Raw genomic sequence first — 23207 nt, 5'->3', positions numbered from 1 at the left:
ATGTTATGGCCCTTTCTCCTTACGGACTTTAGTCTCCGTCATGTTTATAAAGTCATTTTGACGTTCGCTTATTCCGTTTTTTTGGCGATCAGTTTTGGTCAAGTGGCCGCAGGCCAGGAGCAACAGGTGATTGCCGTGTCCGATCCTGCCTTTGTACTTCCCGGAGGAGAGCCTTTGCGTGTCGTTCTTGGCGAGATAGGTGAGACTCCCCTGGATGCGGATTTGGCCAAAAGACTGGACGGGGTCACGGATCAGGTTGCCGGGCTGGTTAAGCGTCTCATCAAAACCAAAGATGGCAAAGGTCCCTTTCATGTGGTGGTCAGTAACAATCTCAGCCCAGGCGCCTTTGTCTATTTTAGCCCACAGTCGACAGAGCGGTTGATCGTGGTTTCAGCCGGTCTCCTGGAGACCGTCAAAAGCGATGATGAACTGGCCTATGTCATCGGCCATGAATTGGAACATCCAATTTCGAACCTCGGCAGGTACCGAGACGAGTTGAAGAAAAAGGGTTACACGAGTGAGGAGACAATGCCCTGGCGGCGCATCGAGGAAATTGAAGTCGATGTGAAGTCGGTGATTGAACGGACTCATGAAGGGGGGTTCAATCCCAATGCAGGACCTGAGCTGCTCTCCCGAATGTCCAATCACAGGGAAGGTTCCCTGGCTCAGCACGCCAGTGATCGCTCCCGCATTGACGCAATGAACTCGGCCATCACGGCTCTTGAACGGGTCTTTGGTGAGGACCTTTCCAAACGCCAACCGCAAACGGCCATCGTCGAGCGCTATCGTCCGACCTTCGAGTCAAAGTTCTATCTGCGTAAGAGAATGGCCTTGATTCAAGAGGTCGTCAGCCGTCCAATACCAGAGGCACTTGACCTATTTGAGAGAATTAAAAAGGGGGATTTTAAAAATCTTCCGCCTGACCGCATTGATGAACTTATCAATGAGGAGATTAGATTTCGAATAGAACAGTTGCGCATGTATGGTGGTTTTGCCCTCAGCGAAAAACAGTTTCTCCATTACGAACAGCAGATCGCGGCCCAAGTGAACCAGGAGTTGGAAAAGGCGAGAAGGCAGGTGCTGGGAACGCGGTTTAAGCCCACTCACCCGGATCAGGTGATTGCCCTTTACCAAATCGACAATCGAACTTCAGTCACTTCGTCTGGTGTGCGCAGCTATCGGCCGAAAGTCATGACCCTAGAGGATACGCTTTCTGGATTCAATTCGGCCGAGGCAAGACTCAAGAAGGAACTAGCTGAGAGTAAAGGCGAAGCCAAGGAAGCCGCCCAATCGAGACTTAACGAACTCTATGCCAAGCGCAAATTGGTGGAAAAGGAGTATGCTGATCTGGTTTCCTCCTATGAAGGCAACTGGCGAGGGGTCCTTCGCCAGATGCGCAATCGGTTGGACAACATGCCTGCCGGCTCCCGACCGGCAGAAGATCCTGTTTATGCAGCATTGATGACTGAGCTTGATAGCCGTCAGCGCTTTATCGGCAAGCAGGTCAGGAGAAACCGGGACCGGGCGCAGAAGATGGTGGTGGATGAATTTGAGCAGCTGGCTAAGGGAATTGACGGAAACATGGATCGGGCCATCCAGGTGGCTGAGATCTACGGAAGACTGCCCGATGCCGATCAGGCCAAGCACTTTGATCTGCTCATGGAGAACTTTCACAAGGCCTACAAGGATAATTTGTCGAAGGCCAATTCGACTTTGAAGGCGACAAGAGTCAATAACAAAGGAGTGCAGTTTTGGCAGAGAGTTTCAGAGTCCCGCTATTTGTCAGAGAAACCAACTAAGGTGGCGAGAGAGAAGTTGGGGACCAATCTGCGTCTGTTTTACGACGTCACCAATAGTGAGGCTAAGGTTCCCTTGCACCCCAATCGACTGATACCTCAGGCAAACCCACGCATGTGGGGGAGAGCGATGTTTGTTCCCACGGAAGGGGAAAGAAGAGGCTCCGGAAAAGAGAGGGTCAAGGGTGTCATTCAAATTCCCTCTGCCCAGGTCGACGAAGTTGTTTCGACTGAGAGTTTTCTCAAGGCGATCAAGGCTCAGATGTTGAGAAGCAAGCGGCTGATAGATGGAGCGCAAAATCCAAGGTCGGCCCGTCAGGCCCTGGAGACGGTGGACCAAGTCCTGTCCCGTATTGAAGATTATCTGCGCTATAAAAAACTATCTCCGGTTGAAAAGGCAAATATAGTCAAGGAGCTGGCCGCCCATTTTGAGACCGAGGTGTCGACGTCATTCGAAAAAATGGTCACCCGGCTCGGCATGGAGGGCGACGGCCATTCGGCACGGGCTCTGCTTAAACTTCGTTTTCCCAAAATTGCCAACATTGGCTTGCCCCAGATACCGGCGCAAAGCTATCGGGGTGTACTCACCAGAGCTGCAGCCAGTCCAGAAATCTCACAAGTCTTTCGCCATGAGCTTCAGCTGCCCGACACCTTGGGTGTTATGAGGGGGGCCTATCGAAAGGAAGCGGAGAGATTTGCCGAGGTCGTCAACGGGCGGGAGCTGTTCAAGCATTTTGATGACGGCAGATCCATTTATTCAGAATTAAACCGCCGCCAGCAGCGGGAGCATTACCGTTTATCCCGTTGGGCCATGGTGAACCGTTCAGACGATTTTGGTGAGGTCTATCGAACCTCTCACATTTGGGATACCCATCTTCCTCACAGGAGGGGGCCAGGAAACAAAAGGCAGGAAAAGAGTTTTTATCTGAAAAGGTATGAACAGCTGGTGAATTCTTACCGAGCAAAAGGCCACAAGAATGCCCAGAGAGCAGCTGTTGATCAAGTGGTCGGGGAAATGGGTTTGAACAGGGATGCAATGAAAAGGATCGCCTCTGCTCAGTCGGGTTTCGAAGGCCGCATGCGTTTGGCGGCGGACTTCTCATTTGCAATCAAAAAGCATTTTTTGAACGACACGGTTGATGGCTACACCAGGTCCAAGGCGCAGGATTTTGCGCCGGATTACATCAATCAGATTACGGGTGAGGTTTCCCAAAAAAGAATCAAGGGTGTCTCGGGCGAGGTGTTGACGGACTATTTTAGGGATACTCACGGAGTTCTGTCCAACACGGCCTCCCGAGATGGTGTGTTTGAGGAAGTCTGGAAGAGGACAGAAAAAGACCCCACTCTGAGAGCGATGCTTCGAGATGAGGACTTGGCTTCTGGGCTTCTATTCTCTCGCAATCAGGAGCAGCTGGTAATGTGGCAACTGGAGGACTCTTTTGGCCTGGAGGACAAAGCCAAGGCCTTGCGCGCGCCAGGTGGCCAACCTCCCCCCAATCGCAAGATTAGACCTGAAATGGTGGAGATTAGAAAAAAAATGGACCGCATTTACCCTCAACCTGGGTTGGTTAAGGATTCGGTACTGGATAAGGTCCAGACCGCCCTTCAAAGCAATGATGTGGAAACCCGCTATTTGGGGCAAAGCCGCATCAACCAGGGCAATTGGCACCGGGCACCGGAAGTGATCGTGGGTGATATGCCAGACTTAGTTTCCCAGGGGATGACTTCCCAGTACGACCGCTTTGAACTGGTGGAGTATGTCTTGGGCAAGCGAAAAAAATATCCTGGATTCGCCGATTGGGCGGTTAAGGAACAAGGGAAGATCATGCGCAATCTGGGAGCTTCCCGGCACGAGGCCAGTCGCTCTAAAGAACTACTTCAATATCTGGATACCTTAAGGCGTCACTTCGGTGAAGCCAACGTGGTGGCCAAGAACTACTTTCTCCAGTCCTTCCTGGGAGAAACAGATGGCATTTTGAGTGAGGCCGCCTCGAAAGAGAAGCTGTATCGTTTGATATTAGGGGACAACTATGACAACAAAGTCATCAACCGCTTGTTCAATGGTTATATGGATGCCATCCCTGAAAACCAAAAAAAGGCCGTGCTTGGTCACATCGTCGCATCCATTGGTTCCAGTGGTGAAAAAGTCAGTCGTGGGAAATCGGCGAAGCTTGTGCTGGAGTCTTTGGGCCCGTTTGGAGTCAAGGCCGCTCAGTTCATTCGCACCAACGGGCTTGCGCCTGATGATGTACTGCGAGAACTCGATACGTTTTTGGATGATGCTCTGAAGCCCATGCGGGGACAGATCTTCACGGACATGAAAAAGGTCTTTGGCAAGGAGCTCAAAGGTGTGGTGTTGGAGGACCTGGCGGGATCAGGCTCAGTGAATTATGTCGCCAAGGTAAAAGTCATTCGCCATGGCAAAGATCCACTGTACGCAGCCGTTCGCATTCAGCGTCCGAATATTGCCGGTGTGGTGGAAAATGAAAATGCCATTTGGGAGAAGGTCGTCAAGGACATGATTGATGATCCGGATATGGACATTAAGGACCTGGCCATGGGACTTGATGAAATTCGAAGAGGAGCACATGACACTCTAAAACCAGGTGGAGTGGAACTGGATCAAAGAATCGAAAGAGCCTCACGGGCCGATATGGCCCGCTCCTACGAAAGATTTTTTCCCGATTCCGGAATTCGTGTTGAGGTGGTGGACACCATCGATGAGCTGCAAAAGAGAGTTCCGGCTGAACTTCAAGGAGAGATCTCCTTTTTCGAATATGTGGACGGGCAAACCGTTCACAAGATCAAAGATCGAGCCGTCAGAGAGGAAGTCTCGCGAATTGTAGCTGATACGGAACTGAGGGCGATGTTTGAAAACGGTGTTTTCGACCCCGATGGTCATCCGGGCAACTGGATCTATGATGAAAAAAACAAAAGGCTGGTTCGCATTGACTACGCCCAGGCGCAGACGCTAACCGAGGCCGAAAGGAATTCCTTCAAAACAATCTATAGGGCTTTGCTCGCTCCGGAAATCACGGACGAAGCCGTTGATACGATTCACGCCAACCTGAGCACGATGTTTGAGCTGGAAGAAGGAGTTCAAATCGACCGTGAAACGGTCAGAAAGATTTTGCAGAATCGCAAGTATCCTTCTTTTAGTCAGCCCTCCAAGCGGCTATTCGCGTTGCAGAAAGGCTTGGAACAGGCTCTCAAAGAGAAGGGGGTGGCTGATGCGAAAGTGGTTCTGACCTCTCCCATGCGTAACACTTTGGGGTCGCTGGGCCGGGTTTCGACCTATGCGGAACACATGGGGTCCTTAAATTTCTATCGTTTGGTGGCCGATCATGTGGATCTGGATATCAGTCGTAGTCGAGGCGCCATTGCCATGGAGGCCGTGAAAAGGGCGGTCCGCGAGCCGGCGCGAACCTTTCAAGAGGTCAAAGCCGGATTTAAGGCCAAAGTCATGCCCGGGTGTTTTGAATTGTTGTCTGAGGTGGTCAACTAGACTCGTTCCTAGATAAGAGCCCCATTGCATTTTAGTTTTTGTCTGCCGATGACAATAGGTCATGGTGTATGCAATTTTTTGCTCAGGATATTGGTCGAGGTTACTTGGAAGCAGGGGCTATGCGAGTCTCTGTTTGTTGGGGTTTCTACTTTTGTCTTCTGCCATGATTCCGACTCACGTAGGTGCAGAGGAGGAGAAATCCAAATTTGCTGCCTGCCAGAAAGAAGTCATCGACAGAGATTACATGGACGTGGAGAAGTGTGAGAAGGCCACGGCCGATGGTCTTATGGAACAAATGCGAAAAACCCAGGGGCAGGCGCTACTTGACTTCATGAAGACGCGCACCTTGAACAACATGAAGCACCAACACAAGGCCTTTGTGGCACTTCGCGATTGTGCCTCAGGAAAGATCAAAAGCCACAATAACCTCTCCTGTGAAGACATTCTTCACAAGGTGAAGGTGGAGTCCTTGATGGTGGGGCTTCCGGAGATTCGCACAGAGCTGGCCTTAATCGACACGGCTCTTCCGGCGGGAGGGAGTTCGCCCCTAGTTCCCCTCGATTCGGAGAAGGTGAGGGAAGAAGCTGGTAGTGAAAAAGGTCTTTCCCACTACTCTGAACGGGCCATGATGCAAAGATTTAATCCCCAACTTGAGCACGAACTGACTGACGTAAAAATTCCGCCATTGACCACAGCTGAAATGTTGGACGTACTTGACGTCTACGAAAATGAGGAAGAACTCCTTCGCCAAGAGCATCGCAAAGGACTTCATCCGGTGGATTGCGACAAGATGGTGATGACTTCTCCGGCACTGTGCCGGGCCAACATCAATAAGGCCGAAAGAGATGCGATCGCCACGGGGATAAGAGCTTTCAGAAAGTCTCATCGGGCCAACTACCTCAGATTGATCCACGACAATCCACTGTTGGCTCACATTGACGCCCGGGAGGTGACAGATCCCGACATTGACAAAAAGATTGGCGAGGCGGCATCTCGCTACCTAAAGATTCTTGAGAGAGAATACAAAAAGCTACAAAAGAAAAAGGGTGATGATCTCTTGTATCTTGTGGCCAACAATGAGTTGGTGGAGAGTACAATCAAGAGTCTTCCACCTGAGCATCGATCGACGACCTGTAATGTGGCCGAAGGCCTGAGTAAGGATTTGTTCTGGGACGAACTTGGGATGGATCTTTTGCTGGGGGCAGGAATTGCCCTTGGAGGAGTGGCCGTTTGTGCAGCGACGGCAACTTTGGGTTGCGTCGGTGGAGTGGCGGTTGCCGTCGGCGTGGCTTCAGCCGCAGTGGGTGAGGCGGCCATCATTGCCAAGGAGCAGGCCAAGTATGAGCAGACGGTGGCCAATGTTCTCATGGGAACTGGATCGGCGGAAGACGCCGAGGCCCAGCGCATGACCCGCAACCTGTCGGTCGCCATGTCTCCCTTGGCCATGTGGGGAACAGGAGTGGGATCACATATTGTCACGCGAACTTTACGAACTCGGTTTACCAACGAGACTTTTGATCGCATGTGGACGAGGGGGCTGAGTAAGGCCCAGAGGGAGGCATTGCCCACGAAGCTAGTGGGGGATTCGGCGCTAAGAGAAACCCATGGGCAACTCAAGGACACACTCATACAGCTATCGCGAGATAAGTCCAAAGTGTTGCCGGCTCGCGCTCAGGACGATTTGATGAAAAACGTCAACCGGGCTATTGCTGACTTGGGCACTGGAGAGAGTCTTCCCCCCATGGACGTGGCATTGGCGGCCCTTAAGGAAATGGCCGCATCACCAGTGACTTCTCGGGCCTATAAAGAAGCTCTCGGAAGACTGAACACCTACACCAAGGCACTCAAGGAAATAAATCTGGAAAAGGACACTCGCTTTCGCGCCCGCGTGGTGAAGTGGGTCCACAAGCTTGTGGGTCGGGGAAAGATCACTCAGCAATCTGCAGAGAAGCTCCAGCGTTGCCTCCACGAGCCCGGTGGAGGTGCGACCTCTAGAGGAAAGAGCCCCATCTCCGTTGCCAGTTGCTGGTTTTAAGGGATTTAACGAGTGTTTGGGTCCTCAATAATGCATCTTGTCGGCATTTCCCAGTAGAATTCAGGTGATTTTCTTGCAACTCCCGACGGGGCCCTCTATAGGCAAAAGAGTATGGAAACTCAATTTGCCGATAGTGAAATTCGCAGTGAGATGATTAAGGCCCTGAGGGGAGACGACTCCCAATTCGATCTCAGTCGAGAGTTGGGCTTTAGCTTTAACCAGGTTCACAAGTGGGAATCGGGTGCCAAGCGATTTTTGTGGCCCGAATTTGTGGCCCTCTGCCAACTGAAGAAGATTCCGATTTTGGAGATCCTGCGCAAAGTCTTTTCCTTTTTGGGCGACGACCCGGCCGATGCCCAGGAGCTGATGTTTTGTCTCAAACAGTTCTTCGCTCATCTGTCCATTGATGGGTTGGCCAAGGAAGTCGAAGTTCATCCCTCAATGCTGCGTCGTTGGCTGGCCGGGAGCGTGGTGCCGGATTTGGACATTGTTCTGAAGTTGTTGAGCCTCAGACCAGGACTGCTCCAGTCCTTTTTGGCAAATGTGTTCCCGGATCGACAGTTACCGATTTTGCATGAGTCTCTTGATCGTTATAAAAATCAAAAGCTCATGGAAGCCCAATTGCCAATTGCACCAGCGATCGAGGCTGTTTTGTCCACCGAGGATTACCGAAAACTGGTGGACCATTCTGACAACTGGGTGGCTGAGAAAGTTGGAACCACAGCAGATGTGATCAATTCCGCTATGGCTGTTATGTTAAAGGCCGGAACTATTAAGCAAGAGGACCGCAAGTTTGTGGTGACCTACAATCGCATTGATATGCACGGTCTCGACCAAAAAGATCTCTTACGCCTGGCTTGTTACTGGACCCTTAAAGCTGCCAATCGTTTTGCTGTCGAGCGAGTACCCGAGCCGTCAAATGATCCTCATCGGGTCGCCAATTTGCTGGGATATCGGATTGTTCCCATGTCCAAAGAGTCGGCAAAGAAAGTGACAGGGAAGTTGGTCGAATGCCTCGAAGAAATTCTTCGCATTGTTGAAGCCGACGAAGGTCCTATGACCGAAGCCCGGGTGGTGCTGATGCACCACTTTGCGGTGGCTGACCGACCTTTGCCTTCGGATCTTAGTCTAATAGGTCGGGATCTCACCCAGTTGATTGCCAGTTTTGAAAAGCTATAAGCTCATTTGGCGATAGAAATTAAGTCAAAAAAAGCCATTGTGAGATCCGGAGTGCAGCGAGATAATTAAAGAAGGTAGAAAACCCTCTTAAGGTGTCTGGCAGATGATTTCCGGATTTGACTACAATGTGGCTTTTTCCCGCAACTTTGGATGGTTGGGAAAAGCAGAGATGGATCAACTCCGTCACAAGAAGGTGGCCATCGCCGGGTTGGGCGGAGTGGGCGGGCAGTATTGTGAAGTTCTGGCTCGTCTAGGGGTTGGTCATTTTCACATCGCCGATATGGACCACTTTGCCGTGGAAAATTTCAATCGCCAAGCGGGCGCTGCCATGAGTACGGTCGGGAGGCGCAAATCGGATGTGATGAGAGATCGCATTCTCGATATCAATCCTCAAGCTCAGATTCAGGTTTTTGATCAAGGCATTTCACAATCCAACTTGGATGCTTTTTTACAGGGCGTGGATCTTTATGTGGACGGGCTTGATTTCTTTGTTCTGGATCTGCGCATTCCTCTTTTTGATCGGCTGCGTGAACTCAAAATCCCAGCAATTACGGTGGCACCAATTGGAATGGGAGCCGCTTCTCTTGTTTTCACAGACAAGAGTATGAGCTTTCGCGACTACTTTGGACTTCATACGGGCAAGACCCTGGCCGAAAGGGCCCTGCTTTTTTTGGTGGGATTGTCTCCGACACTTATCCAGCAAAAGTATGTGGCTGACAGATCGGCTGTCGATCTTGTCGCCCAAAGGGTTCCCTCCACTCCGATGGGTGTATTTCTCTGCGGAGGGGTGGCTGGGGCCTTGGCAGTAAAGGTTCTGTTCGATCGTGGACCATTGCCACTGGCGCCGACCAGTATGCACTTTGATGCCTACCTGGGGAAGTTGAAGAAACGGACGATTTGGTTTGGTTATCGAAATCCATTGCAAAAGCTCAAGCTTTATATCGCCAAACTATTTCTTAAGAAGACTGGGGACATCAGTTTGCAAGAGAGGAAAGATCAGGATGCAGCCTAGGACATTGCTCACCACGATCGCCAGCCATCTACTCCCTTTGGCAGCTATTATGAGCTTGGTTCTTTCTTTGCCCTCTCATGCCGACAAAAAAGGGGAGGGACTCATGAAGCAGGCCTACGATCACCCCAGCCGGGGTGGAAGTCTAGGGCGATTCAAGATGATCCTTAAGGACAAAGCTGGTGGCGAGAGAACGCGGACATTTTATAGTTTTTCGCATAGGGAAAAAGGAAACTTTGTGTCCTTGATTCGTTTTGTGAATCCGGACAACGTCAAGAATACGGGCCTTTTGACAATGGATAGGCCCGGCGATTCCGGGGATCAGTGGCTCTATATGCCGGCTCTCGGCAAGAGCCGACGTATCGCCTCAAATCGAAAGGGTGGTCGCTTTGTCGGCTCTGATGTTTTTTTTGAAGATCTCAGAGATCGTGAAGTGGAGCTGGACGAACACCGTTATCTGCGGGAAGAAACCATGGGCGGGAGTAAGGTGGCTGTGATTGAGAGTCGACCTCGCAACGCGGGCAATTCTTTCTACTCCAAACGCTTGGTGTGGGTTCACCAGGATATCAAGATTCCTCTGAAGATTGAGTTCTACAAGGGCAAGAGAAAGGAGCCCATCAAACGCTTGGAAGTGAAGAAGCTGGAGCAGATTGATGGTGTATGGACGGCAACCCATAACATTATGTCCGACATTCAGAATGGCTCGACCACAGCCTTGATCGCAGAAAAGATCCAATACGACAATAAAATTCCCAAGTCTTTATTTACGGTAAGATCCCTTGAGGAGCCCTCCCAGGATGAAAAGCTGCGCAGCAGGGTTCGTTGATCTGTTGTCGCCAAGAGGGGCGGCCCTGCTATTCCTCCTTCTTGTAATTTTCGGGACATCTCAGGGTTTCGCCGATGAACAGACCACAACCCACTTGCAGACATTTAATCGCCAACGGGCAAAGGCCACTCTCAAGAAACTAAAGACCCAGGGTCACTCGTCTTTGAGCCTCAAAAAGAAAAGAGTCAGAAAGTATTTCTACGAGTTTCAGTTTTTGACGACAAGTAAGGTCAGGAGCCGAGATCTATCGGCCCTGCGGTTTCTGTCAGTCACCCGAATCACCCAAGGGAAGGAAGCCAGTCAGGTTGTAGTCACCCAGATAACCACTGTCCGAGATGCGAACAAAGTTTTGCAGAGGGCAAAGCTGCTCGGCTGGAAGAAGCTCTCAGGTGAAAGAAAGAGGGCCAAGCTGATCCTCTATTCCTTAGTCGAAACGAAGAAGGCGGCCCCTCAGGTCATGGTCTTTGATACAGTTGCAGAAATGCCATCTCTTGAAGAGTCTGAAACCACTGAGGGAGAGGCCGTCGAGGAGGATGAAGCAGGTGTCGATGCCACCTTGATCTTGCGTCGCGAAGGTTTGGCTTCGGAAAAGGGTCAGGGCCGACCATCCGGTCAAGGGAGCTTGTGGATTGATATTGGACGAAGCTTCAAGCTGAATCCAAAATTTGAGTTTCGGCTTGGTGGGCACTATGATGTAGATGCCATCGAGGGTTCTGAGGAGAACTATCAGTACGCGGATCTGGCCGGCAGTGTTTTCCAATACAAAGACAGGAATTCTAGCCTGTCGGCAGGAGTGGAAAAGATCCAGTGGGGGCGACTGGAGGAAAACTCAACTTTGTTGCGACTAGGAAGAATCGACTGGCGACGAGGACCAGCTCAGCCCTATGAATTTCTCAAGCGCGGAGACCCTCTTCTGCGCTACCAGCGGTTTTTGGGAAATTGGTCTCTCGATGTGGTGGCCATCCCCAGGGCCAAACTCCCCATAGTGGCCAAGGCAGATCAGCTTTGGTCGATTGTTGATCGCTATAATGGTCGGGCATTGGGTCTATCAAAAGAGCCAATTTTGTCTCAATTGATACAACTGGGAAGCATTTCGGAGGAACACCCTGACAAACCGGCTTCTGGGATTTTACTGGAGAGAGTGGGGGAAAGCCTTGATATCGGTTTTTACCTTGTCCATGCTCCGCGACTGATACCCCTAGTAATTCCCAACAAAGAGGTTTTAGCCAGAATTGCTTTGGGCCAACCCCCATCTCTGGCCATTGCCAGCACCAAGGGCTCCACCTTTGTTGAGAAGTCACCTCAGTCGACAATGGTTGCACTGGATGGGTCGGCGGAAATGTTGGGCGGGGTGTGGATGTTTGAAGTGAGTCATGACCCCAGCTATCCGGTCCTGAACACCTCCTTAGAGGTGATTGAGAGGAGTCGTTTGGCATGGAGGTTGGGCTTGGAGTTGAGTGATCTTCCCTGGTTGGGGCAGCTGGCCTTGCGATTGAGCGGGGATAAGGTGAGGGTTAGTGAGCCCATCACTGAACTCAATGAATTTTATGACCTTGGGGTACGCTGGTGGAAAAGATATTCGGCCGACAAATGGGAATTATCGATGAGATCCCTGGTTGCTCTGGGGCGTCACAACCTGTACATCAGTCCCCAGATCCAGTACCTGGGCTGGGAACCGCAAGTGATATCCTTGGAGTACCACTACTTTTCGGGAGCGGAGCGTGAGTTGGGTGGCTTTTACAACAAAAAGGATGTGATTAGTCTGTCTCTCAGATCGTCCTTTTAGAGAGACTTCTTTTGTCGGCAAACGAAAACAAGACCATGATCAGTGCAGGCAACAAGAATAAATCAAATACGAGAGCGCTGGCCAGAGAAATAGCACATAGAAGTCCATATTCAGCACTTGGGATAAACTCCGAGGATGTCAAAATGGCGAATTGAGAGCATATCACCAGGGTCGTCGAAACAACGGATCTGCCCGTCGAATGAAGAGCGCGGGTTATGGAACGCGCTCGTTGAGGTTCCGTGGCGAGAGAGTTGCGCTGAAGGGAATGAACAATGTGAATCGTGTCGTCCACGGCGATGCCAACCACAAGACTCGCCACAAGGGCTGTGGCCATGTCGAGATGAATGCCGAAAACTCCCATTGCAATAAACATGGTCATAGCTGGCGCGATATTGGGTAGCATACACAACAGACCCATCGAGATGGAGCCCGTTTGGATGACCATAAAGAGCCAGATCAGAAACAAGGCACTCGCCAAGCTGTAGAGTTGCCCTTGTATCAAAAGTCGTTCTTGGTCGACCAGAGCCTTCGAGTGCCCGCCAATTTCCCATTTGACCCGAGTAGGCCAGTCCATTTGGGAAAGATAGGTTTTAATTCGTTCAATAACTTTCCCTAAGGATTGAGTGTCGTGGGAGGTGATGCTCACCGAGGAGATCATCCTGGTACGATCGGGCGAGACAAACTCGTCCAGGTCTTTGCCGTCGTAGACAAATAGGTACTGTTGAATCAACTCGGCCGAATCGGGAATGGAGCGAAAACTGGCTTGACCAGAGTTAAACGCCCAATTCATTTCTTTGACGTAATCGACTCCCGAGATGACCTTGTTAATTTCAGGCTGAGCGAGAGCCCAGGTATGGACTTGCTCAATATTCTTGAGCACTTCAGGAGAGAAGAGTGTTTCCTCATTGTCAGCAGAAAACTGAATGCGAAGTTGGGAAAGACCTGAGAGCTTGTTTTCAATCTTGTCACTGGCGACTGAAATGGGGTGATTTGGTTTAAAAAATTCAAAAAAGTTAGTCTCGGTTTCAATCTTGAAGATCTGAGGCAAGAGCAGTAGAGAACCGACAAAGACCAGGCCAACCGTGAGGCCTGGGTGTCGAACAGAAGAACGACTGGCAGCTCGGGTTATCCGGTCAATCCACTTCAGGGACCCTTTAGGTTTAGGCCAAGGGCGATCATCAAACAAGATAAACAAGGGGTAGGTGAATAGGAACAGACTAAGTCCCGAAGAAAGAATGCCGATCCCCCCAAAGAGACCAAAAAAGCGAATCGGAGGAATCTCGCTGAAGCCCAATGACATAAGACCTATGGCCGTCGTCAGACAGGTGAGGAGTGAGGGCTTGATAATTTCTAAAAAAGCTCGAAAGCTTCGTTCAGACCCTTTAACTCCAATGTGGTCCTGCCTTTGTGTGGACCTGAAAAAGTGAATCAACATGGACGTATTGAGGGCAGCCAACATGGTGGGAAGTAAGCCCGTGATCGATGTGACGGGTACTTTGAAGAGCCCGTAGCAGGCCAAGCTGGAGGAAATGACAAAATTTGAAGAGATCAACAGTGCCAGCAGGGCCAGCCAACGACGGTAAAGAAACCAGAGAAGCAGCAGGCCAATGAGAACAGTCAGAGGCGTGTAAATAGATATATCAAAGAGTAAGGCCTTCAATTGGGCTGTATCAAGCGGCAGGAGGCCACCGGTTGCCTGGTGGTCGTCTGCCAATCCATGATCTCGAATAGCCGCGGCAAAATCCTCTTCCAGCTTCAGGCGTTCGGTTGAATCTGAAGCGTGAAGCGGAAACACCACCACAGCCAGGGTGGTTAGGTCCTTTGAGAACAGAAGGTTCTCGGCAAGACTTTCGGAGGCGATTCTCTCTTTTAGGGCTGTGGCCTCATCAGTGTCTGGTGGCACCAGAGGTTCAATGGCAAATCCATCAGGGGTGGGAACCATCTTTTCCTGATGACTCACCGACTTGACCTTGCTCACCAAGGGGTGATCGGTCATGGTTTGAGTGAGTTGTCGAATTGCGTCCAGCTTTTCCCGACTGTACAGATCCTGAGCCGAGAATATGGCGATGAGGACCTCATCTGGGAGGAAAAATTGATTCATCTGCCTTTGCAGGAGGACGGCTTCTGAATTTGGTGGCAGATAAACATCGGGGACATTGTTGATTTCGGCTCGCAAAATCGCAAGCGACGCCAGAATCAACAAAACTCCATAGGCAAAAAGAAAAGCCTTACTGGTGGTTCGAGAAAGGGGCTGATTAAGGAGCTTCATTGATCATTATTATTAGCCGGTTTGAGGCATTCAGCACCAAATTAGTGAAAACTAGTCCATTAAACACGGTCGTTTTTTGATCAGGCAGCCTCGTCAAGGCTGGTGGTTTGAAGACGTCGAACAAAACTCTTCCAGCGATCAGAAGAGCGAAGGATTTCGAGGCCAATCAAGCCTTGTGGGTTTTGCCAGCGGACAATAACTGTAAGAGCCAAAACCTCAAGCGGGGCCACGGCCAAGGTGATTCTATAAGTCTGACCTTCTTCCAGGTTACCCGTCGCTTTGCCACCTAGACCGCTCTCGGAGACATTGGTGACCAGCATAGGAAATTTTGGATCCTTGGCAAAGGGACGGCGAAGCTGGCCGGTGCATTGTACATCATACCTGGGTTCGGCAGGACGTCGCAGACTGAGTTGAATCTTCTCTGTCAGTCTGAGAATTTGTGGTACGTTTTCCGTATAAGAAGGAGTCGAGTAGTGGGACACGACCGTTCTTATCTGCTCCTCATTTAGGTTCTCCAGGGCCTGAGCCTTCTCCACAAACAGAGTCCTCAATAACTCGGGGGTCATGACGGGATCAGATATCCTAAAGTCCTCCCGGTTGGGGAGACAAATGGCAGGGAATTCAACTCCGCCCATGTCCGGAGGCACCATATAGCGGTACAGGTTCTTTGCGTCGGGTTTGTCACCGTACTTCATGGCATAGAGCATGGGAGCTTTTCTTAGGTCTAAGACCTTCGAGACGGCTGGTGCGCCATTGGCAAACCCGTAATTGGGCACTTGCTTTTCTTCGAGAGGGCTAAAGAGCACCAAAGCGTCAAACATCTCGCTCAGCCGTGGATGAGTGGCCATCACGATATAGTCCACAGCAAAATAAAAGCGGCAATAAATCCACAGATAGCGAAAGAGGGGAAACAGGGCGAGCCCCCCTTTGTTGCGGAACTCCTTGTGCACCGCAAGTGAGGAAATCTCGGCGAGTTTGCCACCCTCCTTCCGTAAGCGAGAAAGACTAAAGGCTGAATCCATGGGTAATCCATGTGAGCTATCGCGAATAATGGACAAGGTGGCGACGACTTCGTCTTTGTAAATGCCGACGACGGTCGTCGTGCTTGGGAGTAGGTGATAGAATGTCACCCTCAGCCCGGATGGATGGGGCAACATGTAACCCATGTCGACATAACTGTCATGAAGAAGGGCAAAAGCACCCTGTAGTTCTTTGTCGGTGCGAGCAATCTTGAAATGGAGACCTTCGGGGAGATCATAAATCAAATTCAGTTGGCTACGGATCAATCGGTGTCGGATGCTGGTCGGCAAATATCCGAGAAAAAAGGTGAGACCCTGATGAAAAACTCGTTTGAATCTTCGTCTCACGAGGAGCCTCTTTTGAGCCTTTTCTCCAAACAAAACTGGGAGGGTATGGTGTTCATGAGATTACGAAATTGTTTGTTAAATCGAGCCGTGTCTGTGAATCCCACTTCATGCCCTGCAGTGGTGACATTGTAACCAGACATCAGCATCAGCTTTGTCGACTCAAAAACCCTCAACTTGGTTCGATAGGAAACAGGTGTCAGACCAAAAGCCTTTTTGAATTCGCGGGTCATAAAGGAGTGGGAAACATTGAGGGCTTCGGCCACTTCGGTAACGCCAACTTCTGGATCGCGAAACGTGCGGTCGATAAACTGCTTGGCTCGCAGAGCGATCCCCGACTGTTGATGTTGGTCGTTGATATACTCTGGAGTTTGCACTCCCTTAAGAATTGCAAATAAATCGTCAACCGACTGGGGGGCCCACTGACTGTCCCAGGGAAAGGCAAAGGCTCTGTCGCTTAAAAATTCAGGCAGGGGTGCAATAGACAGATAGGCCTGCCAATGTAGAGCCCCCGCCGAAAGCTGCCAATTCACCATATTAAAGGGTGGAATAAAAGCTGCCCACGACCCGGATTTCTGGATGAGATGATTGCCGCTACGGACGGAAACCTGGCCGGGGCGAAGATTGGCAATTCCCACCGTCCACATGGATGGGAAGGCGTCGATCTCACTGCAGGGGCGGTGACGGTACTGTCTGCGCCTGAAGTAAACCAACTCGGGGCTGATCCACCGGTATTCGGAAGTAGAGTTTTGGCCTTCGACGCTAACCCGCGACATTTATCACCTAGCCCTCTGGAACCTAGGATAGTTTGAAGACTTGATTAAAACCTGTCGTTTTTTGACCTTTCAAGAGAATGCCAGCACGACCTGGACCCATTTGATAACTTCTTGGTCGATTTCGCTTAACTCTAATGACCTTTCGGGACTCGGCGCGCAAAGGACATCCCCATTTGCGAGCGAATAAGGGCAAATCTAGAGATTTAATCGCTCACCGGAAAAAAAGAGAGATTGAGGCGATAGACCCTTCTTTGTCTGGTCTGCCCTGATTCGGCTTCACGGGAAATTTCACGTATCGTCTTGATGAGCTTCTGTCTAATCTCAGGAAGTTTATCCGGATCAAACGCCAAGGTGAGGCCGTAGTGACTCATTTCTTCAAAGGGAAATTTTTCGAAGGCTTCAATCTGCTTGGACATAAAGCCTCTTTGGCATTGTCGTACTGCCGACGCCAAATCCAGATTGGACATCTTGGTTCCACTGAGTGTGGTCGTACAGAATTCAACCACCTCCCACTTATCTTTTGAAACCCGCAGTTCACCCAATGCTGTCAAAAGATCAACTGCTTCCTGAACTTCTGATTCCGACAGGCCGAGTGCCTGAGCCACCCAAGGGACACTGGGCTCAAAATCCTCCAGACGAGTGAGTTCGCAAATGGCGTCCAGGTACCAGCGGTTCTTTCGTGCTATCAGTTGATCGTCTAGAGTCGAGTAACTCTCCAACCCCAGGTCAACCTCGTGTTTCAACTGCTTCACTTGATCATCGGTAAGGTGAAGTGCTTGCGCGATCTTCTCGAAGTTGGCTTTTGAAATGCGTCGCTTGCCTGACAAGATCTGCGACAGAGACGCGTGATCCAGCCCCAAGTCTCGGGCAAAGGCGCGAAGGGAGTAAGCCGGATTGCGCAACTTCCGTTTTTCAAAATCTTCTTTTAGACCGTCACGTACTGAAATCATAGTGGTTCAACTTAGTTGAACCGCTTTCCACGGGCAAGACCTGTTGCCTTGCTCCAGGCCTTGATAGCCTTATGGACACTAGAAAACGATGGGAGTGTCTGTGAGTCTGTTGAATCCCCTCAAAAAGTGTCTGACCTATCTCGTGCTCTCTGGAGCCAACAAGTGGACCTCCCCATACAACCTGGAGCGCCGACCTGAGCCGGAAGTTTCAGATGAGGCAGAACAGGTGGCCCACTACGATAGGGTTATGGAGACCTCGATGGCGGTTGTCTATGGCGTCAGCCTGGAACTCATTTGCCGAATTCTGAGGACTCCAAAATCAGGACAACGGATTGTGGATTTATGCTGTGGCCCTGGGCAATTCACTCGGCTCCTTGGAAAGTCTTTTCCCGATTGTGAAGTTCATGGATTAGATCTATCCCCGCCGATGCTTGAGTGCCTTAGGAAAAATCTTCCTGCGGCCTTTGCTCACTGTGAAAACATGATTGAGGCGCCTTCGCTGGTTAGAGAGGGATTTGAATTGATCACTGCCATGAACTGCCTGCACCATTTACCTGATCAGAAGGACGTGGGCAAAGCCTTGAAGACAATGGAGGACCTCTCATCAGCGGAGGGAGTTATTTTTGTAACGGACCCCTTGCGATTGAAAAACCAGTGGCAAACCAATCTCTACACTGACACTTACGGGATGAAAGGGCGTCCCGACTTCTCCCTTTTTCACCGGGACTTTGAGCTTTCCATGGCGGCGGCCTGGACGGCTGATGAGTTGGTCAGTTGTCTTCCGTCTCCGGCCAAAAAGAGCTGGCATTTGATGATCCCCTTTGGAGTTCCCGTGATGGGGATTCTGGTCGGAATTCCTCGGGAAAGAGGCCAACATCTGTTTGTCGATGAGATTCAGTCACCACTGAAGGTTCACAGTCTTATACCCAAGGAGTTTAGGACTGATTTCCAAATGTTGAAAAGAGCCCTGAAGTTGGGCACCACTCGGAAGATCACTTGATCTCAATTGCCCAGATCCCTGCCTTCAAGGCCCCGTTTAATCCGGAACTGAGAGGGGCGGGCTCTGAAAAGTCGACGAAATTGCTTCATAAAACGTCCAGGATCGGAAAACCCAGAAGCGTAGGCGACGTGAGTGACCTTTGATGACTTGGTCAGAAGCAACATTTGAGCATCAAACAGGCGAAGGCGGGTTCGATACTCGACAGGAGAGATGCCATAAGTAGACTTAAAGCTACGTGTTAAGAACGAATGGGAGTAATTCAGTTGTTTTGCCATCTCGGCCAAACTGATGCGTTGATGGTAATTGTTATCAATAAATATCTTAGTCATTTGCGCCGGAACACTGTAGCGTCCTGGCGGCTTAATGTAAGTCAGGTTTTGCAGATCAGTCAGAAGGGCAAGAATCTCATCCACTGAAGTTGGATCCTGATTACCCGCCCAGGAAAAGAAAAAGGGATCCCGTGGAATCCCCGGGGGCAGGGAGGTTGGACTGATAAAAGCTCGAAACTCCAGTACCGATGGTTCAATTTGCCACTGGATAGGGGAAAAGGGTGGCATAAAAACCCCTACCGGACCCACCAGTTCTGCTGGGCCATTTTCAGTCGGCACTCTGATGATGCCAGGTTCAAAATCCGCGAGGGCCAGGGACCAAATGCGGGGGAGACTGTCCACTTCCTTGGTTGGGCCCACAAAACGGTGAATGCGATCAAAACGGAGAAGATCTTTATCCAGGAAATGAAACCGCGACACATAGTTGTCGGCCTTAACAGTCAGTCTGTCGTTCACGGTAGATACCCCCATAAAGGAAAGCGGCCGACAACCTGAAGTTAGGCCACACGGGTCAACATACTTGTTTGAAACTGGCGGCGCAAGTCCTCGGTCCACCGCAGCCAGGTGCTGGGGGCTGGATCGCAAATCTGAACTCCTGCCACGCGCTGATTAATGTTCCAAACAATCCTAATGGGAACCTCTAGCTTGGGCTGAAGTGGCAACATCAGGCGAATTGGAGAGTGATCAAGGGGGAGTGGAAATTTTGACAGAATCTTAGCCCCACCTGATGAAACATCAGCCACACGGACGGGAAGCAATGCATCCCGAGTTCGCAATTGTCCAGATATGCTCGTAAGACTTCTCAGACGGAGATTTTGCAGAAACGGCAGGCCGAGATGATCGACGAGGTCGCTGTACAAGCCAGAGAGAATCAATCGCTCCCGACAGCTCATGTCACTGATGATGGGTGTCGTCGTCGTGAAGAGTTCTTTAAAGTAAAACCTGGGCATTGAGTTGGTCAGGAAGATGGAGGGAGTGGGGAACTGAAAGCAATTTGAGAAGTCTCGAACAAAGTAAAAGTCGTGAATGTTTTGATGGGGCGGCCGATTTCTGTAGAGGCGAAAAAAGTTTTCTTGTAGTTGGTTGAGGTCGAGCATCTGGGCGAGGCCGAGCGCATTTTTAACGTGGCCGCAGTGTTTAATATCTTCGGACAGAGTTTGAAAGCACAAGACGCCTTGGTAAAAGTCTCTGGTACTTGGGTGGGTGACGATCACCCAGGTGTCCACACCCAGGTGATTGATGGCGTAGTCGAGAAGAAACCGAGTCATGTAGTGGAGAAGGCCATGGTTGTGACGCCATTGCTTACTGATGGCTAAGCTCGATATCTCCGCCGAGAGGTGGCCTTGTTCGCGGAGAGCCTGGATACTCCATTGGTTTTCAATGGGCAGTCCCATTGGATTGTCCAGTATATGAGTGATGGTGGCGATCACTTTCCCGTCCAAAAGGATGATAACCACCTTTGTCGTCGGCAAAGTGTGATACTTGGTGGCCCGCATAGGAGTGGATCGATCGCAATACCCAAGGTGAGCATAGGTCTCTTGAATGAGTCTAAAGGCCTGATTAAATTCATCCGGGGACTCTGCAAATTTAACCAGGATGTTTGATGGTGGAATGATCGGAAGATGGAGCATTTGCCGAAAAAGGCTTTGGCGCAGCTCTCGGGGGGCAAGCTTCAACAACTGATTTAAATTTTTCCGAATGCTTCTCTTGATGTTCACCTGGTCCACCCCGGATTTGATTGTCTTCATTAGTGATTTCGGATGGAGTGCAGAGTGGGAACCGGGCGTTTTTTGAACCAAACCCGCCCATTCGTACAGGTGGGAGACAGGCTGAACAATGTCCAATGACGAAGCTGGAATGCAATTAAGGGGGAGTCCATCGTCTAGAGGATAGGCAAAAGGAGGAAGAATTCGGCGGCAGTGAGAAAAAGGTCAAAAAACGCCATGCTGGACGGATGAGAAAACGGGTGGGGATGCCGGATTGTGAGTTCGGTATGATCCGTGAATGGCTAAGAATGGAGTTTGGCTATCTGGGTTGGAGACGAATCTGTGGGTTGTTCATTGAGATTAGTGACGAAATTTGTCCTTTTTTGGGGCCTTGTTTTGGCTTCATGGGGACCTGTGGCCTCGGCTCAGGGTCGCTGTTGGAAGTTCCTGAGCCGCCAGGCCCTCATAGAAAAGGTCCAGCTCCTGGCTCAAGCCGTCACGGATTTGATCTTCGCATCGGTTCCGCGACCGATTCCTCCCTTGGAAAAGCTCAAAAGAACTAAAGTGGTGGCTCATCGCGGTGCCCACAATAACAAAATGGGCATCTTGGAAAACACCATGGAGGCCTTTGATCTTTGCTTGCAGAATCGGCTTTGGGGAATTGAATTCGACATCCGTTGGACCAAGGACAATGTGCCTGTGATTCACCATGATCCGAATACAGGACGACTGTTTGCCACTGATTTGGTGATCAAAGACCATACGGCGGCTGAGATTCGCCAAGCTCTTCCTAAGATCCCGCGGTTTGAAGAAGTGCTTGCTGCCTACAGTGGCAAGATGCATCTGATGATTGAGATCAAAGAGACGTTAACGCCCGAGCAAGGACAGATGTTGATGCAAATGCTGTTTCACTTGCAACCGGGGCGGGATTATCATCTGCTTGCCTTGGATGCGGCTTTGTTTAACGGCGTTCGTTTTATCCCCACATCAGCATTTTTGCCCGTGGCAGAAACCAACACCTCGCTACAAAGCAAGGCGGCATTGGACCAGAACTTTGGTGGAGTGACTGGGCACTATGCCTTACTTGGTCGGCCCTATCTTGAAATCCACCGCGGGCAATCCCAGCTTGTAGGCACCGGATTTATCAATTCGTCGAATGCCCTTGCTCGCGAGGTCAATCGCGACGTGGAGTGGATCTTCACCAATCACGCGCTTCAGGTGAGAAAATTCCTCGACGAATTAATCGAGCTCTCCGAACGTTTGCAGGGACAATAGTTTAACCGGGAACATTATTTTCAAAAGATGAAGGACTAGAACCAGACTGTCCCTGTGAATCATTCAATCTCCTGGAATTTATTGAGGCCCCATCCCCTTGTGAGTAAGGGAGGGTGAGGCTCATCCTTTGCCCATCATGTCTAAAGGGATGAGCCAGTTAACCACCCTCATAAGGAGATCTTAATGAAAGCAATTATTGGTATGATGGCGATGGCCTTGGTGCTTGTTTCAGCAAAACCCGCGAGCGCCTGTTCCATGGCCCCTCTGGATGTCGACAAGGTGTTGGCTATGTACGATCTGCAAGCAGGAGCCCTTGCTGCTCTTCAAGTTTCGGCTGACAAAGTGACCTCGGTCGACGTGTCCGACAAAGACGGAAACTACATTTGGAATAATCCCATGTGTCCTGAAGGACATTGGGTAAGCGCAACTTACACTGTGACTTTTGACGCTGGCGGTGGATTGGGTGACAGTTGCCTTGGCGTGGCTAAAGTAAAAAGAGAAAAGGCAGCAGCCGTCAACTTCCGCGCCATTTCAGTTCCTGCCATCGATCGCATGACGGTGGATGTGATTCAGTCCCCTGTCTGCACAGCTTCTATGTAATCGAAGCCCTCTGTGAGACGCCCATCTCTTCGATGCCCAGATACCTGCTACTGGGCATCGAGGGAGGGACACGCCCCACTCTAAGCTCCCGCCTAGGGTTTCTGATGCTACAGAATGGATCAGTAGGACATTTCAGCCAGGCGCGTTGCAGGATATGACCGGGAACTTTACTTGAAGAAGTTACAACAGAGTATCAGGTCTTTATTCCCCGAGTTTTCTTGGATAGCTAATTGGCTAATTAATAGTAGGGGGTAATGATGTTTCGCGCACTCTTCGTGACCGCACTTTTGGTTCTGCAAATTCCAGCTTTCGCCGCTCGGGACAGTCGATCTGATGTCATCCTCAAGGAATACAATCGCCTTTATGAATTGGTTCAGACCTTGGAACCTGAATTCGAAGTTGGCGGACTATTGAAAGGTGTCAAAATGAAGGGAGTGGAACTCCTTTGGGATTTGGCCAGTGGTCCTTCTGACTATGATATCATTCGCCTGTTTGTTGATCACCCCACCGATCCCGACAAGTTCTTCTCGGTGGATTACTACCGCGGCACCCATTTGATCGATGGTCACAACGTGGTCCGCCGGTTCATCGAGCCCAGCTCTTCCATGTGGGTCAATCACACCATCGATTTTGACACTGGGGAGTAGAACCGGAAGTACTGACCACACGACAGGCTTAAAATTTGGAGCGGGTGAAGGGGCTCGAACCCTCGACCTCGACCTTGGCAAGGTCGCGCTCTAGCCAACTGAGCTACACCCGCAGTCGTGCGAAAGGAATACTTTTTACTCGCAGACCGGGACCC

The 23207-nt window shown here is 50.5% G+C and carries 16 protein-coding genes and 1 tRNA gene; 10 read left to right on the top strand and 7 right to left on the bottom strand.

The features are described from left to right. The 6 genes from H6624_06440 (at position 1) to H6624_06415 (ending at position 12136) form a co-directional block, all read left to right on the top strand. Positions 1-5301: a M48 family metalloprotease gene (locus H6624_06440; protein MCB9083962.1), complete on the top strand. Its 5301-nt coding sequence runs from the start codon at positions 1-3 to the stop codon at positions 5299-5301. A gap of 151 nt (positions 5302-5452) precedes the next feature. Continuing rightward, the gene (locus tag H6624_06435; protein MCB9083961.1) at positions 5453-7336 is read left to right on the top strand and encodes a hypothetical protein; all 1884 of its coding nucleotides are present in this window, start codon (positions 5453-5455) and stop codon (positions 7334-7336) included. A gap of 111 nt (positions 7337-7447) precedes the next feature. Continuing rightward, positions 7448-8515 (top strand): helix-turn-helix transcriptional regulator, encoded by a 1068-nt coding sequence (locus H6624_06430; GenBank protein MCB9083960.1) that lies wholly within the window; start codon positions 7448-7450, stop codon positions 8513-8515. A 103-nt stretch (positions 8516-8618) separates the two neighbouring features. Beyond that, complete coding sequence (locus H6624_06425) at positions 8619-9527, top strand: ThiF family adenylyltransferase (protein ID MCB9083959.1); 909 nt, start codon at positions 8619-8621, stop codon at positions 9525-9527. Continuing rightward, positions 9517-10350 (top strand): outer membrane lipoprotein-sorting protein, encoded by an 834-nt coding sequence (locus tag H6624_06420; protein MCB9083958.1) that lies wholly within the window; start codon positions 9517-9519, stop codon positions 10348-10350. Before H6624_06425 ends, H6624_06420 begins: the two co-directional genes overlap by 11 nt. Beyond that, entirely contained in the window at positions 10322-12136 is a 1815-nt protein-coding gene (locus H6624_06415) for a hypothetical protein (GenBank protein ID MCB9083957.1), read from the top strand. The genes H6624_06420 and H6624_06415 overlap by 29 nt, the downstream gene beginning before the upstream one ends. Here the strand turns inward: H6624_06415 and H6624_06410 are convergent. The 4 genes from H6624_06410 to H6624_06395 form a co-directional block, all read right to left on the bottom strand. Further along, positions 12120-14405 (bottom strand): MMPL family transporter, encoded by a 2286-nt coding sequence (locus tag H6624_06410; protein ID MCB9083956.1) that lies wholly within the window; start codon positions 14403-14405, stop codon positions 12120-12122. The genes H6624_06415 and H6624_06410 overlap by 17 nt on opposite strands. 80 nt (positions 14406-14485) lie before the next feature. Beyond that, positions 14486-15772, bottom strand: a complete 1287-nt coding sequence (locus tag H6624_06405) for a hypothetical protein (protein ID MCB9083955.1) — start codon at positions 15770-15772, stop codon at positions 14486-14488. Next, the gene (locus tag H6624_06400) at positions 15769-16545 is read right to left on the bottom strand and encodes a helix-turn-helix transcriptional regulator (protein ID MCB9083954.1); all 777 of its coding nucleotides are present in this window, start codon (positions 16543-16545) and stop codon (positions 15769-15771) included. The genes H6624_06405 and H6624_06400 overlap by 4 nt, the downstream gene beginning before the upstream one ends. A gap of 203 nt (positions 16546-16748) precedes the next feature. Continuing rightward, a complete protein-coding gene (locus H6624_06395) occupies positions 16749-17495 on the bottom strand; it encodes a TIGR02147 family protein (protein MCB9083953.1) in 747 nt (248 codons plus the stop codon). A 100-nt stretch (positions 17496-17595) separates the two neighbouring features. Here H6624_06395 and H6624_06390 point away from each other — a divergent pair, with 100 nt between their 5' ends. Beyond that, a complete protein-coding gene (locus H6624_06390; GenBank protein MCB9083952.1) occupies positions 17596-18495 on the top strand; it encodes a class I SAM-dependent methyltransferase in 900 nt (299 codons plus the stop codon). A gap of 2 nt (positions 18496-18497) precedes the next feature. On the opposite strand, the gene H6624_06385 is transcribed toward H6624_06390, so the two are convergent. Then, the gene (locus H6624_06385; protein ID MCB9083951.1) at positions 18498-19280 is read right to left on the bottom strand and encodes a helix-turn-helix transcriptional regulator; all 783 of its coding nucleotides are present in this window, start codon (positions 19278-19280) and stop codon (positions 18498-18500) included. A 41-nt stretch (positions 19281-19321) separates the two neighbouring features. Continuing rightward, on the bottom strand, positions 19322-20572 hold the full coding sequence (locus H6624_06380) for a PilZ domain-containing protein (GenBank protein MCB9083950.1): 1251 nt from the start codon (positions 20570-20572) through the stop codon (positions 19322-19324). A gap of 354 nt (positions 20573-20926) precedes the next feature. Between H6624_06380 and H6624_06375 the strand changes: the two genes are divergently transcribed. The 3 genes from H6624_06375 (at position 20927) to H6624_06365 (ending at position 23052) form a co-directional block, all read left to right on the top strand. Continuing rightward, positions 20927-21805 carry a glycerophosphodiester phosphodiesterase gene (locus tag H6624_06375; protein ID MCB9083949.1) on the top strand — a complete coding sequence of 293 codons (879 nt, stop codon included), beginning with the start codon at positions 20927-20929 and terminating at the stop codon, positions 21803-21805. A gap of 183 nt (positions 21806-21988) precedes the next feature. Then, positions 21989-22405, top strand: a complete 417-nt coding sequence (locus H6624_06370) for a hypothetical protein (protein ID MCB9083948.1) — start codon at positions 21989-21991, stop codon at positions 22403-22405. Between the two features lie 254 nt (positions 22406-22659). Further along, the gene (locus H6624_06365) at positions 22660-23052 is read left to right on the top strand and encodes a hypothetical protein (protein ID MCB9083947.1); all 393 of its coding nucleotides are present in this window, start codon (positions 22660-22662) and stop codon (positions 23050-23052) included. 36 nt (positions 23053-23088) lie between these two features. Here the strand turns inward: H6624_06365 and H6624_06360 are convergent. After that, positions 23089-23165, bottom strand: a tRNA-Gly gene (locus tag H6624_06360). Positions 23166-23207: the final 42 nt, after the last annotated feature.

It is taken from the genome of Pseudobdellovibrionaceae bacterium, from assembly GCA_020635075.1.
In the GTDB taxonomy this organism is placed as follows: Bacteria; Bdellovibrionota; Bdellovibrionia; order Bdellovibrionales; family UBA1609; genus JADZEO01.
This window is presented reverse-complemented; position numbering and strand designations above follow the sequence as displayed.

Bases quoted from the DNA above. Each gene is read 5' to 3' on its own strand.
- H6624_06415 (MCB9083957.1), top strand. From the start codon at position 10,322: ATGAAAAGCTGCGCAGCAGGGTTCGTTGATCTGTTGTCGCCAAGAGGG.
- H6624_06425 (MCB9083959.1), top strand. From the start codon at position 8,619: ATGATTTCCGGATTTGACTACAATGTGGCTTTTTCCCGCAACTTTGGA.
- H6624_06410 (MCB9083956.1), bottom strand. From the start codon at position 14,405: ATGAAGCTCCTTAATCAGCCCCTTTCTCGAACCACCAGTAAGGCTTTT.
- H6624_06420 (MCB9083958.1), top strand. From the start codon at position 9,517: ATGCAGCCTAGGACATTGCTCACCACGATCGCCAGCCATCTACTCCCT.
- H6624_06400 (MCB9083954.1), bottom strand. From the start codon at position 16,545: ATGTCGCGGGTTAGCGTCGAAGGCCAAAACTCTACTTCCGAATACCGG.
- H6624_06395 (MCB9083953.1), bottom strand. From the start codon at position 17,495: ATGATTTCAGTACGTGACGGTCTAAAAGAAGATTTTGAAAAACGGAAG.
- H6624_06440 (MCB9083962.1), top strand. From the start codon at position 1: ATGTTATGGCCCTTTCTCCTTACGGACTTTAGTCTCCGTCATGTTTAT.
- H6624_06365 (MCB9083947.1), top strand. From the start codon at position 22,660: ATGATGTTTCGCGCACTCTTCGTGACCGCACTTTTGGTTCTGCAAATT.
- H6624_06380 (MCB9083950.1), bottom strand. From the start codon at position 20,572: ATGAAGACAATCAAATCCGGGGTGGACCAGGTGAACATCAAGAGAAGC.
- H6624_06370 (MCB9083948.1), top strand. From the start codon at position 21,989: ATGAAAGCAATTATTGGTATGATGGCGATGGCCTTGGTGCTTGTTTCA.
- H6624_06430 (MCB9083960.1), top strand. From the start codon at position 7,448: ATGGAAACTCAATTTGCCGATAGTGAAATTCGCAGTGAGATGATTAAG.